Here is a 15,265-nt window from a genome sequence, read left to right as displayed (position 1 = left end):
CAGGGTGGCGCCATCGGACCCAGAGGAAGACAGTTGCGGATGTGTGACGCATGATCGAGGACGTGATCGACCTACCGAAGCCGGCCGTTCCAACCCCACCGCCTACTCCGTCGGCCATGCGCCGGGCGCTACGGCGTGCGCGGGATGGGGTGACGCTCAATGTCGACGAGGCCACTGTGCTTCTGCACGCCCGCGACGATGACCTGGCCGATCTGTGCCGCAGTGCCGCCCGGGTACGCGACGCCGGGCTCGCCTCCGCCGGTCGCAGCGGCACCATCACCTATTCGCGCAATGTCTTCATCCCGCTCACCCATCTGTGTCGGGACACCTGTCACTACTGCACTTTCGTCACTGTGCCGGGCAAATTGCGCGCGCAGGGTCGGGGCATGTTCCTGGAACCGGACGAAGTGCTCGATATCGCCCGGCGCGGCGCCGAACTGGGCTGTAAGGAGGCCCTGTTCACGCTCGGTGACCGGCCGGAGGCACGCTGGCCGGAGGCGGCCCAGTGGCTCGACGAACGCGGTTACGACTCCACCCTGGACTATTTGCGCGCGGTGTCCATTCTGGTGTTGGAGGAGACCGGCCTCCTGCCGCATCTGAATCCGGGGGTCATGTCGTGGGAGGAGATCTCCCGCCTCAAGCCGGTCGCCCAGTCGATGGGGATGATGCTGGAGACCACCGCCAACCGACTGTTCACCGAGAAGGGCAACTGCCATTACGGCAGTCCGGACAAGGACCCGGCGGTGCGGCTGCGCACCCTCACCGATGCCGGTCGATTGTCGGTGCCCTTCACCACCGGAATCCTGGTGGGCATCGGTGAGACCATGGCCGAACGTGCGGAGACCATAATGGCCATCCGCAAACAGCACAAGGCTTTCGGCCATGTGCAGGAAGTCATCGTGCAGAACTTCCGTGCCAAGGGTGATACCGCCATGCGGAACGTGCCCGACGCCGATCTGCAGGAGTTCCTGGCCACCATCGCGGTGACCCGTCTGCTGCTCGGCCCGAACGTGCCGGTGCAGGCGCCGCCGAATCTGGTGTCCGAACAGGAATGTCGCGCCCTGCTCGCTGCCGGGATCGACGACTGGGGTGGGGTTTCGCCGGTGACGCCCGACCATGTCAACCCGGAACGCCCCTGGCCCGATCTGGACACCCTCGCCGAGATCACCGCCTCCGCCGGATTCGAACTGGTGGAGCGCACTTCCGCGCATCCGAAATACGTTCGCGCAGGCCAGCCGTGGACCGATCCGCGGATCGGCGCGCACGTTGCCGCCCTCACCGACCCGGAAACCGGTTTGGCCCGAACCGATGTCATCCCCACGGGTCTGCCGTGGCAGGAGCCCGACGAAGCCTGGGAGTCGGTGGGCCGGGTGGACCTGAACACCGCCATCGACACCGACGGCCGCAACACCGATACCCGCAGCGATATCAACAGCGCCTTCGGCGACTGGGAAACCGTGCGTGAACAGGTCCGCGATCTGGCCTCGGCGCCGCAACGCCTGGACGCCGATGTGCTGGACGCCTTGCGCGCCGCGGAACGAGATCCGGCCGGTCTCACCGATGCCCAGTATCTGGCCCTGGCCACCGCCGACGGCCCCGACCTGGACGCGGTCGCCGACCTGGCCGACCGCTTACGTCGCGATGTGTGCGGTGACGATGTGACCTACGTGGTCAACCGCAATATCAACTTCACCAATATCTGCTACACCGGTTGCCGGTTCTGCGCGTTCGCCCAGCGCAAAGGCGACGCCGATGCCTTCACCCTGAGCGCCGAGGAGGTCGCCGACCGCGCCTGGGAGGCGTATGTGGAAGGCGCGACCGAGGTGTGCATGCAGGGCGGTATCGACCCCGACCTGCCGGTCACCGGTTACGCGGATCTGGTGCGCGCGGTCAAGACCCGGGTGCCTTCCATGCATGTGCACGCCTTCAGTCCGATGGAGATCGTCAACGGCGCCTCCCGCGGCGGGGAAAGCGTGCACGACTGGCTGGTGGCATTGCGCGAGGCCGGTCTCGACACCATCCCCGGCACCGCCGCGGAAATCCTCGACGACGAGGTGCGTTGGGTGCTCACCAAAGGCAAACTGCCCACCTCGGCCTGGATCGATGTGATCACCACCGCGCACCGGGTGGGGGTGCGCTCCAGTTCCACCATGATGTACGGCCACGTCGACAATCCGAGCCACTGGGTGGGCCACCTGCGCATCCTGCGCGATATCCAGGACGAGACCGGCGGTTTCACCGAATTCGTGCTGCTACCGTTCGTGCATCAGAGTGCCCCCCTGTACCTGGCGGGCGCTTCCCGTCCGGGCCCCACCAACCGGGACAACCGCGCCGCGCACGCCTTGGCCCGCATCATGTTGCACGGCCGCATCGATAACATCCAGACCAGCTGGGTGAAGCTCGGCACGGTGGGCACCCAGGTCATGCTGCGCAGCGGCGCCAACGATCTCGGCGGCACCCTCATGGAGGAAACCATCTCCCGCATGGCGGGCTCCCAGCACGGTTCGGCCAAAACCGTCGCCGAACTCGCCGAGATCGCCGCAGGAATAGGCCGCCCCATCCGCGAACGCACCACCACCTACGGCACCCCGCGCCACCGCGGCCCGGTCTCCGGCCTGGAACTGTCCCTGGGATGAGTGCCCAACCCATCCGCGGACAGTTCCCGGCCCACACCCCGAAAACGGTCCGAACCAGACCCGGGCCCAACACCACCCCTGAGCCCGTCGGGCCGACACCCCGGACGGAACCGGCTCGCACCACGTAACACACTTGGTGCGCCGGGCCTTACGAGGCTTATGAAGGGTTGCGGCCCGTCCCGGGTTTGCACGCCCGAAGAGCATGCACCGAAGGCACGAGTCTCGAGCGCGTGAACGCGAGACCTCCAGGGCCGCAACCCCGCCTCGGGGGAGTCGGCGTAGAACAACACAGCCGGATAGTTAGGCCAGGCTGACCGAGGGTAACGTGTGGGACGCCGGGATACTTGTGCACGGGCGTAGTGACCCCCAGGAGAAGGAAGACTAGGAGAGCGGCAGTGCCGTACATCATCGCTGAACCGTGCGTTGACGTGAAGGACAAGGCGTGCATCGAGGAATGCCCCGTGGACTGCATCTACGAGGGCGGCCGCATGCTTTACATCCATCCAGATGAATGCGTCGACTGTGGTGCGTGTGAGCCGGTCTGCCCGGTGGAGGCGATCTTCTACGAAGACGACACCCCCGATCAGTGGAGCGGTTATGTGAACGCCAACGTCGATTTCTTCGACGAGTTGGGTTCGCCGGGTGGTGCCACCAAGGTCGGCAAGGTCGATTACGACCCGCCGTTCATCAAGGAACTGCCGCCCATGGCGGAGGACTGAGCGCGACATCGTATGAATACCGAGGTTTCGCCGCGTCGACGGGTCAGTGCGCTGCTGCCCGATTTTCCGTGGGACACCATCGCCGAGGTGAAGGCCAAGGCGGCCGCGCATCCCGGCGGTATCGTCGATCTGTCGGTCGGTACTCCCGTCGATCCGGTGGATCCATTGATCCGCGCGGCGTTGGCCTCGGTGGCGGAGGTGCCGGGCTATCCGACCACGCACGGCACTCCCGAGTTGCGGGCGGCGGCCGTCGCCGCATTGGCCCGGCGGTATGGGATCGTCGGCGTGGATCCGGCGGCGGTATTGCCGGTTATCGGCACCAAGGAGTTGATCGCGGGGTTGCCGCGGTTGCTCGGGCTCGGTTCGGGCGATCTGGTGGTGATACCGGAGGTCGCCTACCCGACCTATGAGGTGGGGGCGCTGTTGGCGGGAGCGGAGGTGGTCCGGGCCGACGGCCTCACTCGGTTGGGGCCGCGCACCCCGGCGCTCATCTTCGTGAACTCGCCGTCGAATCCGACCGGGCGGGTGCTCGGTGTCGAGCATCTGCGCAAGGTGGTTGCCTTCGCTCGGGAACGCGGCGCGATCGTGGCCTCCGATGAGTGCTATCTGGGGCTCGTCTGGGAGGGAGAGTCGGTATCGCTGCTGGATCCACGGGTGTGCGAGGGGGATCACACCGGTTTGCTGGTGGTGCATTCGCTGTCGAAGACGTCGAATTTGGCCGGTTATCGGGCCGGGTTCGTCACCGGTGATCCGGCGTTGGTCGCCGAGCTGCTCGAGGTGCGCAAACATTCCGGGATGATGCTGCCGTTCCCGGTTCAGGCGGCCATGACCGCCGCGCTCGGTGACGATGCCCACGAATCCGCCCAGCGGGAGCGTTACCGGGCCCGTCGGGAAATTCTGCGCTCTGCGCTGATCGCCGCGGGCTTCCGGATCGACCACTCCGAGGCGGGCCTGTATCTGTGGTCCACCCGGGGCGAGCCCGGCCGGGATACCCTGGATTGGCTGGCCGACCGCGGTATTCTCGCGGCACCTGGCGATTTCTACGGTCCCACCGGCGCCGAACACGTTCGTATTGCGCTCACGGCTACCGATGAGCGGGTGGCCGCGGCTGCCGAGCGGTTGCGGGCAAGCTGAGTTTTCGGGCGGGTAACGACCCGTCGATAGGGGTGTGGTGCGCCCACACGAGGGCCGGTGGCAGGGCTAGCCTGAGGTATGGACGCTGTCACAGTTGTCCCCACCCCCGGCAACGAGCCGGTGCACAGCTACGCGCCGGGCAGCCCCGAACGGGAGCGGCTGCTCGGCAAGCTCGCCGAGATTTCCGCCAACAAGGTCGATATCCCGCTGGTCATCGGGGGTAAACATCGGCCCGGAATGGGCGAGCGCCACGATATCGTCGCGCCGCACCGGCACCGGCAGGTGCTCGGGACCTACACCAACACCACCCATGCCGAGGCGAGTGCCGCCATCGATGCCGCTGTGGCCGCCGCCCCTGATTGGCGGGCCCTGCCATTCGATGAACGAGCGGCCGTGCTGTTGCGTGCCGCCGAGTTGCTGGCCGGGCCGTGGCGAGAAACCTTGGCCGCGGCGACCATGCTCGGCCAGTCGAAATCGGTGGCGCAGGCCGAGATCGATGCGCCCTGCGAGTTGGTCGATTTCTGGCGGTTCAATGTCGCTTTCGCTCGTGGGATTCTGGAGCAGCAGCCGCAGTCGAGTCCCGGTGTGTGGAATCGGCTCGACTATCGGCCGTTGGAGGGGTTCGTCTATGCGATCACCCCGTTCAATTTCACCGCCATCGCCGGCAATCTGCCCACGGCTCCCGCACTCATGGGCAATACCGTGGTGTGGAAGCCATCGCCCACCCAGACCTTGGCGGCCTACTACACGATCCGCCTGTTGGAAGCCGCCGGGCTGCCGCCCGGGGTGATCAATATGGTCACCGGTGACGGTAGGGAGTTGTCGGAGGTCGCGCTGGCCGACCCGCGTCTGGCGGGAATCCATTTCACCGGTTCCACCACGACCTTCCAGTATTTGTGGCGGCAGGTGGGGGCGAATATCGGTGGATACCACGGGTATCCGCGTCTGGTCGGCGAAACCGGTGGTAAGGATTTCATCGTCGCGCACACCTCCGCCGATCCGGCAGCATTGCGCACGGCATTGGTCCGGGGCGCGTACGAATACCAGGGGCAGAAATGTTCGGCGGCGTCGCGGGCGTATATCCCGCGGTCGATCTGGCGCGATATGGGCGACGATTTCCTGGAACTGGTCGCGAGTCTCGAGTACGGGGACGTTTCGGAGCTGACGAATTTCGGTGGTGCGCTCATCGACCGGCGCGCCTACGACAAGAGCGTGCACGCGGTGGAACGCGCCCGCGCGGCCGGGGTGACCATCCCGGTGGGCGGCAGCTACGACGCCGATGAGGGCTGGTTCGTGCGCCCGACGGTCCTGCTCGTCGACGATCCACGTGACGAATCGTTCACCACCGAATACTTCGGCCCGATCCTGTCGGTGTATCTCTACGACGACTCTCAGCCGGGCGCCTACGCGGCGATCCTGGCGGAGGCGGAGTCGGCGGCGCCCTATGCTCTGACGGGTGCCGTGTTCGCTCAGGACCGGCAGGCGATCGAACAGGCCTCGAACGCGCTGCGCTACGCCGCGGGGAATTTCTATATCAACGACAAACCCACGGGGGCGGTGGTCGGCCAACAACCGTTCGGGGGTGCACGGGCATCCGGGACGGACGACAAGGCCGGATCACCGCTGAACCTGCTGCGGTGGGTGGCGCCGCGAACGGTGAAGGAGACGTTCCTGCCGGCGACGGATCACCGATATCCGCATATGGGGCGGTGATGACGATGATCGGTGCAATCGGGTGGGCGTCTGCTTTCGGATCGGAGGAGCAGGCATGAACCCATTTCGTCCTGTGCTTCTCGCTGCCGCCGGATCGGAGCGGGTGAAGCGAATGCTCACCGGGACACCGGTGACCGCGGGAATGGTGCGCCGGTTCGTGGCGGGGGAGAGCCGGTCGGGGGTGATCGAGGTGGTGCGGGGGTTATTGGCCGACGGGCGGGCGGTGAGTGTCGATTTCCTCGGCGAGTACACCACCGATCGCGCGCGAGCGGAACGTGTGGTGGCCGAGTATCTGGCCCTGCTCAACGATATGGCGGCACTGGATGTTTCGACGGTCTCGAACGCCGCCGCTCCATTGGAGATCTCGGTGAAACTGTCGGCCCTGGGGCAGGCGTTGCCGGGGGACGGTCCCGCCCTGGCCACCGAGCACCTGCACACCTTGTGCACCAAGGCGGCGCAGGCCGGCGTCTGGGTCACCGTGGACGCCGAGGATCACACCACCACCGATGCGACCCTGGCTGCGGTGGGGCAGGTGCGGCCGGACTTTCCGTGGTTGGGCACGGTGGTCCAGGCGTATCTGCGGCGCAGTGAGAACGACTGTCGGGAATTGGCCGCGGTGGGTGCGCGGGTACGGCTGTGCAAGGGGGCCTATCGGGAGCCCTCATCGGTGGCCTACCGACGACGGGTCGAGGTCGATTCCGCCTATCTGCGCTGCCTGGAGATCCTCGCGCGGGGGACGGGGCAACCGCTGGTGGCCACACACGATCCGATCATGATCGCCGCGGCCGGCCGTATGGCCGCCGAGACCGGACGCGGGCCGGGTGACCTGGAGTATCAGATGCTCTACGGTATCCGCCCGGACGAACAGCGCCGACTGGTCGCCGCGGGGCAGTTCGTCCGGGTGTATGTGCCCTACGGCGACCAGTGGTACGGCTATCTCATGCGCAGGTTGGCCGAACGGCCGGCCAACCTGGCCTTCTTCCTGCGTTCTCTGGCCGGGAAACGCTGATCAGACCAGCGGTTTACCCTTGCGCATCCGCTTGCGCAGATCCCACAGGTAGTAGTTCATCGGGAACATGCGCAGCGGTTTGGGGAGCCGCCGCACCACGGCGCCGATGCTTCGCATCAGCCGGTCGAATCGCCGCTGGTCCTTCTCGGTCCATTCCATGTGCATCTGATCGCGCAGATGCCGGGGTAGCACACCGGTTACCACGAACCGGTGGAACCGTGCGAAGAGGAAGCGCAGCGGCCAGGACAGCATGGTCAGGTCGACCAGCCGGTTGAAGTAGGCCCGGGTCTCGTCGTTGATCGTGGTTCGGGCCAGGTTGTAATCCCAGTACTCCTGGAATGCGGCGCGGTTGGGCGGCCACATCTCCGGACGCACCTGCAGGGTGGTGCCCAATCGGATGCTGTGCGCGTAGAACGCGTCGGCGGTGGCCTCGTCCATCGGCCCACGCAGCTTCTCGATCATGTCGACGAAGCCCCAATACAGGCAGGCGGCCACCCACAGTTGGAGCTTCGGGTCGAAGGCGTTGTACTTGACCGGGCTGGTGGGTTTGGTGCGGATGTGCCGGTGGGAGCCGTTGACCGCCTGACGGTAGGCGGCGCGCTCTTCGTCGGTGCCCATCATGGCCACCGCGAGGTAGGTCAAGGTGGTGCGCAGCCGCTTGAACGGACGCACCATGATGTTGCCGCTGCGGACCTCGCTCTCCATCACCCCGTAGGCCACCGGCGGCATGCCCAGCTGCATGATGACGTTCGCATTGCCCCCCAGGAAGGATGCGATGCCGTCGATGTAGTCCTCCACGTTGAAGTCGGGGTTCGGGGCGACCTCGGGACGTCGGCCTCCGTGCTCCGGGCGCGGTGGGGGGCCGCCCATGGGTGCGGGCCGGGGAGCGGTCATCGGTGACCTCGCTTCACGTGAGATGTCTGGTGAGAAGGTAGTGCAATGAAAATCTCATTACCTCGGTGTCATGTCAAACGATACTGAAATTATGAGATGATTACTCTGTCATCATTTCGTGGAGTCGGTTCGCGGGAATCGGGAGGTACCGAGATGGGTGGTCTGGCCAAATTGCTACCCCTAGTGCGCACAGGACGCCGCGAACACGACCAGACAGTGCTGCAGGCGGCATTGCTGGCATTTCTCGATTTCGGTATCAAGCGTACGAGTATGGCCGAGGTGGCGCGGCGCGGTGGACTGTCGCTGGCGACGCTCTATCGGCGATTCTCCGGCAAATCCGAACTCATTCAGGCGGTGGGGCTGCAACAGACGCGGGAATTCATCGATGGCGTCGACGCCGCCGTACAACGTCAGATCGATCGCGATGCCGGCGCGGCGGACCAGATCGTCGAATTGTTCGTGGCCTTCCTCGAAGGTCTGCGCGGTAACAAACTGCTGGACCGGCTGCTGACCACCGAACCGGAGATCGTGCTGCCGTATCTCACCACGCGCGGAGCGCCGGTGATCGAACTCGGCCGCGATTATCTGGCCGAATTCATCACCCGGCTGCAAGAAGAGGGCAAACTGCCCGCCTACGATCCGCTGCCGCTGGCGGAAATGATCGCCCGTACCGCATTGTCCATGGCGCTCACCCCGCAGACGGTCATCCCGCTCGACGACGACGCGGCGGTTCGGGAATACGCCCGCAACCATGTGGTGACGGCATTTCGGGTGCCCGGTTCACTGGACTCCGATTCACCGGAGTGAGGGCCCCGATGGGACTCGGACATGGCGGCAACCCTGGGTCGGGAACGAGAAGGCGACAGAAATAAGCTCGTCCAATGCCGTCCGGTTCCGCACTGCTGCTCAGTTCCCTGGAATCACGCGCCGTCGCCGCGGGCGTGGACATCCCCAACGCCGTGACGATCGACGGCGAGACGCTGTCCCGCGGTGATCTGCTGGGCGCCGCCACCTCGGTAGCGGAGCGAATCGCGCGCGCCGACCGTCTCGCGGTCCTGGCCCGACCGACCGTGTCGACCGTGTTGGCCGTGGTCGGTTGTCTGATCGCGGGTGTCACCGTCGTGCCGGTACCGCCGGACGCCGGTTCGGCCGAACGCGACCACATCCTCGCCGACTCCGGTGCCCAGGCCTGGTTGGGTCCGGCGCCCGAGGACAGCAACCTGCCGGTGATCCCGGTACGCAAACACGCCCGCTCCTGGCACACCTACCCCGAACCGGATCCCGCCACCCCCGCCTTCGTGCTCTACACCTCCGGCACCACCGGCCTACCCAAAGGGGTGGTGTTGAGCCGGGCCGCCATCGCCGCCGGACTGGACGCCCTCGCCGAGGCCTGGGCATGGACCGCCGACGACGTACTGGTCCACGGACTCCCCCTGTTTCACGTGCACGGTCTGATCCTGGGCCTGCTGGGCCCGCTGCGTATCGGCAGCCCGCTCGTGCACACCGGCAGGCCGACACCGCAGAACTACGCCGCCGCCCGGGGCACCATGTACTTCGGGGTTCCGACCGTGTGGACCCGAATCGTCGAGGACCCCGAGTCGGCGAAACGACTGCGCGACGCCCGCCTGCTGATCTCCGGTAGCGCGCCCCTGCCGGTGCCGGTGTTCGAACGACTGGTCGAGCTCACCGGACAGGCGCCGATCGAGCGCTACGGCATGAGCGAGACCATGATCACGCTGTCCACCCGCGCCGATGGGGAACGTCGCCCCGGCTGGGTGGGGACCCCGGTCCGCGGGGTGCAGACCCGGTTGCGTGACGAATCCGGGGCGCCGGTCCCGCACGACGGTGAAAGCATCGGCGGCCTACAGGTGCGCGGTCCCATGCTGTTCGACGGCTATCTGGGTCGTCCGGAGGCCACCGCGGACTGCTGGACCGAGGACGGCTGGTTCCGCACCGGCGATGTCGCCGCCATCGACCCCGACGGTTTCCACCGCATCGTGGGTCGCGAATCCGTCGATCTCATCAAATCCGGTGGCTATCGCATCGGAGCAGGCGAGGTGGAGACCACTCTGCTCGGCCATCCGGCGGTGGCCGAGGTGGCGGTGGTCGGTCTGCCGGACGACGATCTCGGACAGCGCATCGTCGCATTCGTCGTGCCCCGCGCGGACGCGCCCGCCGAACAGGAACTGATCGACCATGTCGCCACGCGGCTGTCGGTGCACAAACGCCCCCGGGAGATTCGCTTCGTGGACTCGTTGCCGCGTAACGCCATGGGCAAGGTGCAGAAGAAGCAGCTCGGACCGTCCCGCTCTTGACCTGAAGTGGACTCGAGGTTTTAGCGTCGGCGTCATGAACGAAACGCTCACCCCGGAGCATATCGACTACCTCGCCGGCCAACGGCTCGGCCGCCTCGCCACCGTGCGCCCGGACGGCAGCCCGCAGAACAACCCGGTCGGGTTCCGCTACAACTCCGAACTCGGCACCATCGATATCGCCGGATGGAATATGGGTCGATCCCGTAAGTTCCGCAATCTTGCCCACAACGACCGAGTGGCGTTCGTGGTGGACGATATCGCCTCGGTGCAGCCCTGGCGGGTGCGTTGCCTGGAGATTCGCGGCAGGGCCGAGGCCCTGACCGGGGTCGAGACCTATATCGGCGACAGCGAGGGAGAACTGATCCGCATCCACCCCGAACGCGTTATCGCCTTCGGTCTCGACGCCGAACGGGTGACGGCCACATCCTGAACCGATGTGGCCGTCACGGGCTCAGTCGTCACGGGCTCAGTTGTGGGCGTGTAGTTCCTCGTTGAGCTCGATCCCCGTGCCGCTGCGGGGCAACACCTCCACAGCGCCGGTCTGCGCATTACGACGGAAGAGCAGATTGTTGCGGCCGGCGAGTTCTGCGGCCTTGACGACGGTGCCGTCGGGGGTGGTGACCTTGGTGCCGGCGGTCAGATACAGACCCGCCTCGATCACACAATCGTCACCGAGCGGGATACCGAGACCCGAATTGGCGCCCAGCAGCGACCGCTCCCCGATGGAGATGACCGTGGTTCCGCCGCCCGACAGCGTGCCCATGGTGGACGCGCCGCCGCCGATATCGGAGCCGTCACCGACCACCACCCCGGCCGAGATTCGGCCCTCCACCATCGACGTGCCGAGGGTGCCGGCATTGAAGTTCACGAAACCCTCGTGCATCACCGTGGTGCCGGCGGCCAGATGCGCACCCAGCCGCACCCGGTCGGCGTCCCCGATGCGCACCCCGGCGGGAACCACGTAGTCCACCATGCGCGGGAACTTGTCCACGCTGTACACGGTCACCGGACCGCGGGCCCGCAACCGGGCGCGCGTCGCCTCGAACCCTTCCACCGCCGCCGGGCCGTGGTTGGTCCACACCACATTGCTGAGCAGACCGAACTGGCCTTCCAAGCTCACCTCGTGGGGCCGCACCAAACGGTGCGAGAGCAGATGCAGCCGCAGGTAGACATCGTGCGCGTCGACCGGCGCGGCGGACAGGTCCGCGATGGTGGTGCGCACCGCGACCACCTCCACACCACGCGCCTCATCCGGGCCCACCAGCTCGGCGAATTCGGCCGGAACATCGGCCAGGCGTTCGGTGCCGGTCGTGGTGAACTCACCCAGCTCCGGGCTCGGGAACCAGGTATCCAGGACGGTCCCGTCCGGGGTGATATTGGCGATACCGACAGCGGTTGCTCCCTGAGTGCTCACGGCTCAAAGCCTAATGGGAGGTGCTCGGTGGACTCTCACCCGGTGATGGTGCGGTATCCCGGCCGAGGGGCTCCTATCGGCTGCCGTCGGCCCGGCGTTCGGGTCCTACTTCCGGTGACTTCAGGTGTCGGGCAAAGAACCGGTTCGCGTCGTCTCCCTCGAATTGTGGGACGCCGGTGTGCCCACCCATATTGGCGTGCAGCGTCTTCTCCGTGGAGCCGAAGGCGTCGAACAGGTCCAGGGCGAGTTGCCGGTCGTTTCCCTCGTCGTCCCACTGCAGCAGGACCTGTAGCGGAATGGTGACCCGCCGGGCCTCGGCGAACATGGCGCGGGGCACATAACTTCCGGCGAACAACAGGGCGGCCGAGATGCGTGGCTCGACCACCGCCGGCCGGATACCGAGGGCGATAACCCCACCCGAGTACCCGACCGGGCCGCCGATCTCGGGCAGCGCGAGCAGGGCGTCCAGGGTGGCCCGCCATTCCGGGACCGCCTTGTCGACCAACGGACAGACGAGCCGGTCGACGATCTCGTCGTCGACCGGCCCACCTGCGGCCACCGCCCGGCGCAGGTCGGCGCGGGCCTGTTCGGCGGCGGCGGAACGAGGCCGGTCACCGCTGCCGGGCAGCTCGATGGTGGCCGTGGCGAAGCCTTGGGCCGCGGCGTGTCTGGCCCGGGTCGCCAGTCGCGGGTACATCATGTGCAGTCCGCCGGGGTGGCCGGCCAGGATCAGCGGCGCCGGAGTGGGTGCGGATTCGGATGTCCACAGGATGCCGGGGATCTCGCCGAGGGTGAATTCGCGTTCGAGGATGTCGTCGAGGCGCTGTTCGGAAGTGAAGTGCATGGTCGTGCCTTTCGGGAGTGCTCTCGAGCGGCGCTCCCGGACGACCTATCGCCCGACCGTGACCCCAGCGGGGAGTACCCATGTCGATACTGCGTTCACGGGTACCACCTCCTCGTTCTCCGGCACGGCCTCCGGAAGGTAGCAGTGCTCGCCGTGATCCGCCAACAGGTTTTCGCGGAGGTCCGGCACCGGCTGTGGCGTGGATGGCCGGCGCCTGTGGCGGAGCCGGTTCGCGCCTGGTCGCCGGCGGTTGGGAACCGGAACATGGATGGGTGTCGCTGATGTGTTGTCCCTCTGTTCGTAACGACGCGCGGTGGGCAATCGATGGACAAGCACAGTCAAGCAACAGTCAAGCAACAGTCAAGCAACAGTCAAGCAACAGTGAAGCGATGTGGGAGACGGGATTCGGATGAGAAGAACGACGATGATCACCACACGGACGCTCGTTGCCGCTGCCGTGGTGGCGGGTTTCGCCACGGTCCTCGGTGCCGGGGCCGCCCACGCCGCGCCGCAGGATTGTGCTGTAACAAGGGATTTGGTCGGCGCGACGGCGACGTGCCACGACGACGGTCCCGCGGGCCGGGAGTACACGCTGATCGTCGAGTGTTTCGGTCTACACGGCGTGCCCAACGCCTTTCCGCTCATGGCCATCGGTCCGTACCAGGGTTCGTGGAGTGGTTCCTTCGGCCCATCCGGACGCGGCACGGCTTCGTGTGCGAGCCCGATGAGTATCGGGGCCGTCACGAACGCCTATGTCACTGTCTACCGGGATTGAACCTCCCCTCGTCATCGAACGAGACAGCACGGATCAAACGGGCACACTGGCGCGTGAGCGATATCCGCGTGAGCGATATCCGCGTGAGCGATGTCGATGAGGGCCTCGACTGTGTGAACAGGCACGGCGTTCCCGCTGATATGGGAAGTGAAACCGACTGTGGCGCATAGGTATTACCCGTCTCGGGAGATGGGTGTGCGGGCCGCTGGGGCAGCCACCAGGGACGACGTATTGCCCGATCCCGAAGCCGCGGCCATCACCGCCGCTCTCCCGGGCGCTCGAACCGAGCCGCCGTCAGGTCTGTCGTGCGCCTCGGCGCGCTTTGCTCGGTTCGATCCGATGTGCCGATGAGTGCGACGAGCCGGCCGGGCATATCGGGGCCACCCCGGGCTCGGAAACAGAACCCTATGGGTCGTCCGTTCGGTCGGGATATCATGACCGGACTTCTCCTCGCGTGATCGGAAAGACTGTGCCCGCCCCACCAACGCTCTACTACCTGATCAGCCCGGCGGGCCATCCCAACTACGGGGATGAACTCATCGTCGCAGGTTGGTTGCTTTATCTCGCCGATATCGCGCCGGAAGCGACGGTATGGGTCGATACGCATTCCCCCGGACCGGCGCAGGTTCTGCTCGGCGACCTGCATCCGCGAGCGAGGTTCACCGATACGCTGTGGCGACTGTGTTGGGAGGCACCGTCGGACGATCCGTGGCAGGTAGCGGCCTGGGTGCGTCGCGCCGTGGGCGATCCCGGTCTGGCTCCACGGTGGGATCGTGGTATCGCGTTGCTGCATCGTGCGAATGTGATACATCTCCTCGGCGGCGGGTACATCAACCGGATCTGGCCTCGGCATATCGGGCTGCTGGCGGGCGCGGGGGCGGTCGGCCGCGCGTCCGGCGCACGATGCGCGGCCACCGGTCTCGGGCTCTTCCCGGAACCGGCAGGAGCAGGACAGTTGGTACGGGCCACCGCTGCCGACTTCACGATCACCGAGGTACGGGATCGGGCATCCGCGGAGCTGTTCGGAATCGAGCCGGGTTTCGACGATGCTTTTCTGGCTCGGCCGCCCATCCGACGAGATGAGAAGAACGCGCGCGATGTGATGCTGTGCCTGCAAAGCGATCTGCTCGATATGGATATCGGTGCGCTCGCCGCGAGCGTTTTGCGGATTCTGCACGCCTGGCGGATCTCGCCCGAGCGGGTCGGCGTGGTCGAGGCCATCCCGGGCGAGGACCGACGGGTTTTCGATCTCATCGAGCACCAACTTCCTGGCGCGCGGTTCTATCCGTTCGTCGAGGTATGGGAGCACGGGTTGCCGGTTTCGCTCGGACAAACCTGGTTGTCGACACGTTTCCATATGCATCTGGTGGCGGCGATGGCGGGCGCGAACGGGGTGGCGATTCCGATCAGTTCCGATTTCTACGGCACAAAGCACCGCTCACTCATCGAACTCGGGTCGGGCTGGACGCTCCTCGACGACCTCGATCAGGTGCCGCAGCGACCGACCGGCACCGGTTTCGACGCTTCCGTGGTCGAGAACGCACGTCGAACGAAGCTCGAACTGGCTCGGGCGGTCTACGCCCCCACCACGGCGAACGACACGCCTGTTGCACCGCCGAGATCGCGTGGCCGCTTGGCCGAGGCCGCGATCAGGTGGGGCTCCGCACTCGGATCGAACGGCTTTCGCTGACGACCATCGGTCCACGCTCACCCGGTCCGATGCTCGGATTCGCGATCGACCTACTCCTGTTCACACGAGCGAGGTCGGTCCTGGTCAGGTGCTGTGCCATCTGCTGTTCTTGACCTTGACGC

The 15,265-nt window shown here is 66.3% G+C and carries 13 protein-coding genes; 10 read left to right on the top strand and 3 right to left on the bottom strand.

Annotated elements, in window-relative coordinates; translation table 11 throughout:
• The first annotated feature begins 50 nt into the window (after positions 1-50).
• From ON32_RS17025 to ON32_RS17005, 5 genes are all read left to right on the top strand, one after another.
• Positions 51-2,636 carry a bifunctional FO biosynthesis protein CofGH gene (locus tag ON32_RS17025; protein WP_040791881.1) on the top strand — a complete coding sequence of 862 codons (2,586 nt, stop codon included), beginning with the start codon at positions 51-53 and terminating at the stop codon, positions 2,634-2,636.
• A 395-nt stretch (positions 2,637-3,031) separates the two neighbouring features.
• Positions 3,032-3,355, top strand: coding sequence for a ferredoxin (fdxA, locus tag ON32_RS17020; RefSeq protein ID WP_040791880.1), 324 nt, complete (start codon positions 3,032-3,034; stop codon positions 3,353-3,355).
• Positions 3,356-3,367: 12 nt separating this feature from the next.
• Complete coding sequence (dapC, locus tag ON32_RS17015; protein ID WP_040791879.1) at positions 3,368-4,489, top strand: succinyldiaminopimelate transaminase; 1,122 nt, start codon at positions 3,368-3,370, stop codon at positions 4,487-4,489.
• A gap of 78 nt (positions 4,490-4,567) precedes the next feature.
• Positions 4,568-6,202: an L-glutamate gamma-semialdehyde dehydrogenase gene (gene pruA, locus ON32_RS17010; protein WP_040791878.1), complete on the top strand. Its 1,635-nt coding sequence runs from the start codon at positions 4,568-4,570 to the stop codon at positions 6,200-6,202.
• 55 nt (positions 6,203-6,257) lie between these two features.
• Positions 6,258-7,211: a proline dehydrogenase family protein gene (locus tag ON32_RS17005; protein WP_040791877.1), complete on the top strand. Its 954-nt coding sequence runs from the start codon at positions 6,258-6,260 to the stop codon at positions 7,209-7,211.
• On the opposite strand, the gene ON32_RS17000 is transcribed toward ON32_RS17005, so the two are convergent.
• The gene (locus tag ON32_RS17000) at positions 7,212-8,105 is read right to left on the bottom strand and encodes an oxygenase MpaB family protein (protein ID WP_040791876.1); all 894 of its coding nucleotides are present in this window, start codon (positions 8,103-8,105) and stop codon (positions 7,212-7,214) included.
• A gap of 153 nt (positions 8,106-8,258) precedes the next feature.
• Here ON32_RS17000 and ON32_RS16995 point away from each other — a divergent pair, with 153 nt between their 5' ends.
• The 3 genes from ON32_RS16995 to ON32_RS16985 all read left to right on the top strand — a co-directional run bounded on the left by ON32_RS16995 (position 8,259) and on the right by ON32_RS16985 (position 10,850).
• Positions 8,259-8,912: a TetR/AcrR family transcriptional regulator gene (locus ON32_RS16995; protein WP_040791875.1), complete on the top strand. Its 654-nt coding sequence runs from the start codon at positions 8,259-8,261 to the stop codon at positions 8,910-8,912.
• Positions 8,913-8,986: 74 nt separating this feature from the next.
• Entirely contained in the window at positions 8,987-10,420 is a 1,434-nt protein-coding gene (locus tag ON32_RS16990) for an acyl-CoA synthetase (protein WP_040791874.1), read from the top strand.
• A 34-nt stretch (positions 10,421-10,454) separates the two neighbouring features.
• Positions 10,455-10,850, top strand: a complete 396-nt coding sequence (locus ON32_RS16985; protein ID WP_040791873.1) for a PPOX class F420-dependent oxidoreductase — start codon at positions 10,455-10,457, stop codon at positions 10,848-10,850.
• A 36-nt stretch (positions 10,851-10,886) separates the two neighbouring features.
• Here ON32_RS16985 and dapD read toward each other — a convergent pair whose 3' ends face one another.
• A complete protein-coding gene (gene dapD, locus ON32_RS16980) occupies positions 10,887-11,834 on the bottom strand; it encodes a 2,3,4,5-tetrahydropyridine-2,6-dicarboxylate N-succinyltransferase (RefSeq protein ID WP_040791872.1) in 948 nt (315 codons plus the stop codon).
• Positions 11,835-11,907: 73 nt separating this feature from the next.
• A complete protein-coding gene (locus tag ON32_RS16975) occupies positions 11,908-12,678 on the bottom strand; it encodes an alpha/beta hydrolase (protein WP_051133339.1) in 771 nt (256 codons plus the stop codon).
• Between the two features lie 424 nt (positions 12,679-13,102).
• On the opposite strand from ON32_RS16975, the gene ON32_RS16970 reads away from it, so the two are divergent.
• Together ON32_RS16970 and ON32_RS16965 are read left to right on the top strand one after the other, a co-directional pair.
• Complete coding sequence (locus ON32_RS16970; RefSeq protein ID WP_085995209.1) at positions 13,103-13,453, top strand: hypothetical protein; 351 nt, start codon at positions 13,103-13,105, stop codon at positions 13,451-13,453.
• 469 nt (positions 13,454-13,922) lie between these two features.
• Complete coding sequence (locus ON32_RS16965) at positions 13,923-15,143, top strand: polysaccharide pyruvyl transferase family protein (RefSeq protein WP_083874597.1); 1,221 nt, start codon at positions 13,923-13,925, stop codon at positions 15,141-15,143.
• Positions 15,144-15,265: the final 122 nt, after the last annotated feature.

Origin of the sequence: Nocardia paucivorans NBRC 100373, from assembly GCF_000308675.1 — a bacterium.
GTDB classification, from domain to species: Bacteria; Actinomycetota; Actinomycetes; order Mycobacteriales; family Mycobacteriaceae; genus Nocardia; species Nocardia paucivorans.
The sequence above is the reverse complement of the archived record's forward strand: the minus strand, read 5'-3'. Positions and strand labels throughout refer to the sequence as shown.

Coding starts and splice junctions, on each gene's coding strand:
- ON32_RS17025 (WP_040791881.1), top strand. CDS start 51: ATGATCGAGGACGTGATCGACCTACCGAAGCCGGCCGTTCCAACCCCA.
- dapC (WP_040791879.1), top strand. CDS start 3,368: ATGAATACCGAGGTTTCGCCGCGTCGACGGGTCAGTGCGCTGCTGCCC.
- pruA (WP_040791878.1), top strand. CDS start 4,568: ATGGACGCTGTCACAGTTGTCCCCACCCCCGGCAACGAGCCGGTGCAC.
- ON32_RS17005 (WP_040791877.1), top strand. CDS start 6,258: ATGAACCCATTTCGTCCTGTGCTTCTCGCTGCCGCCGGATCGGAGCGG.
- ON32_RS17000 (WP_040791876.1), bottom strand. CDS start 8,105: ATGACCGCTCCCCGGCCCGCACCCATGGGCGGCCCCCCACCGCGCCCG.
- ON32_RS16995 (WP_040791875.1), top strand. CDS start 8,259: ATGGGTGGTCTGGCCAAATTGCTACCCCTAGTGCGCACAGGACGCCGC.
- ON32_RS16990 (WP_040791874.1), top strand. CDS start 8,987: ATGCCGTCCGGTTCCGCACTGCTGCTCAGTTCCCTGGAATCACGCGCC.
- ON32_RS16985 (WP_040791873.1), top strand. CDS start 10,455: ATGAACGAAACGCTCACCCCGGAGCATATCGACTACCTCGCCGGCCAA.
- ON32_RS16975 (WP_051133339.1), bottom strand. CDS start 12,678: ATGCACTTCACTTCCGAACAGCGCCTCGACGACATCCTCGAACGCGAA.
- ON32_RS16970 (WP_085995209.1), top strand. CDS start 13,103: ATGATCACCACACGGACGCTCGTTGCCGCTGCCGTGGTGGCGGGTTTC.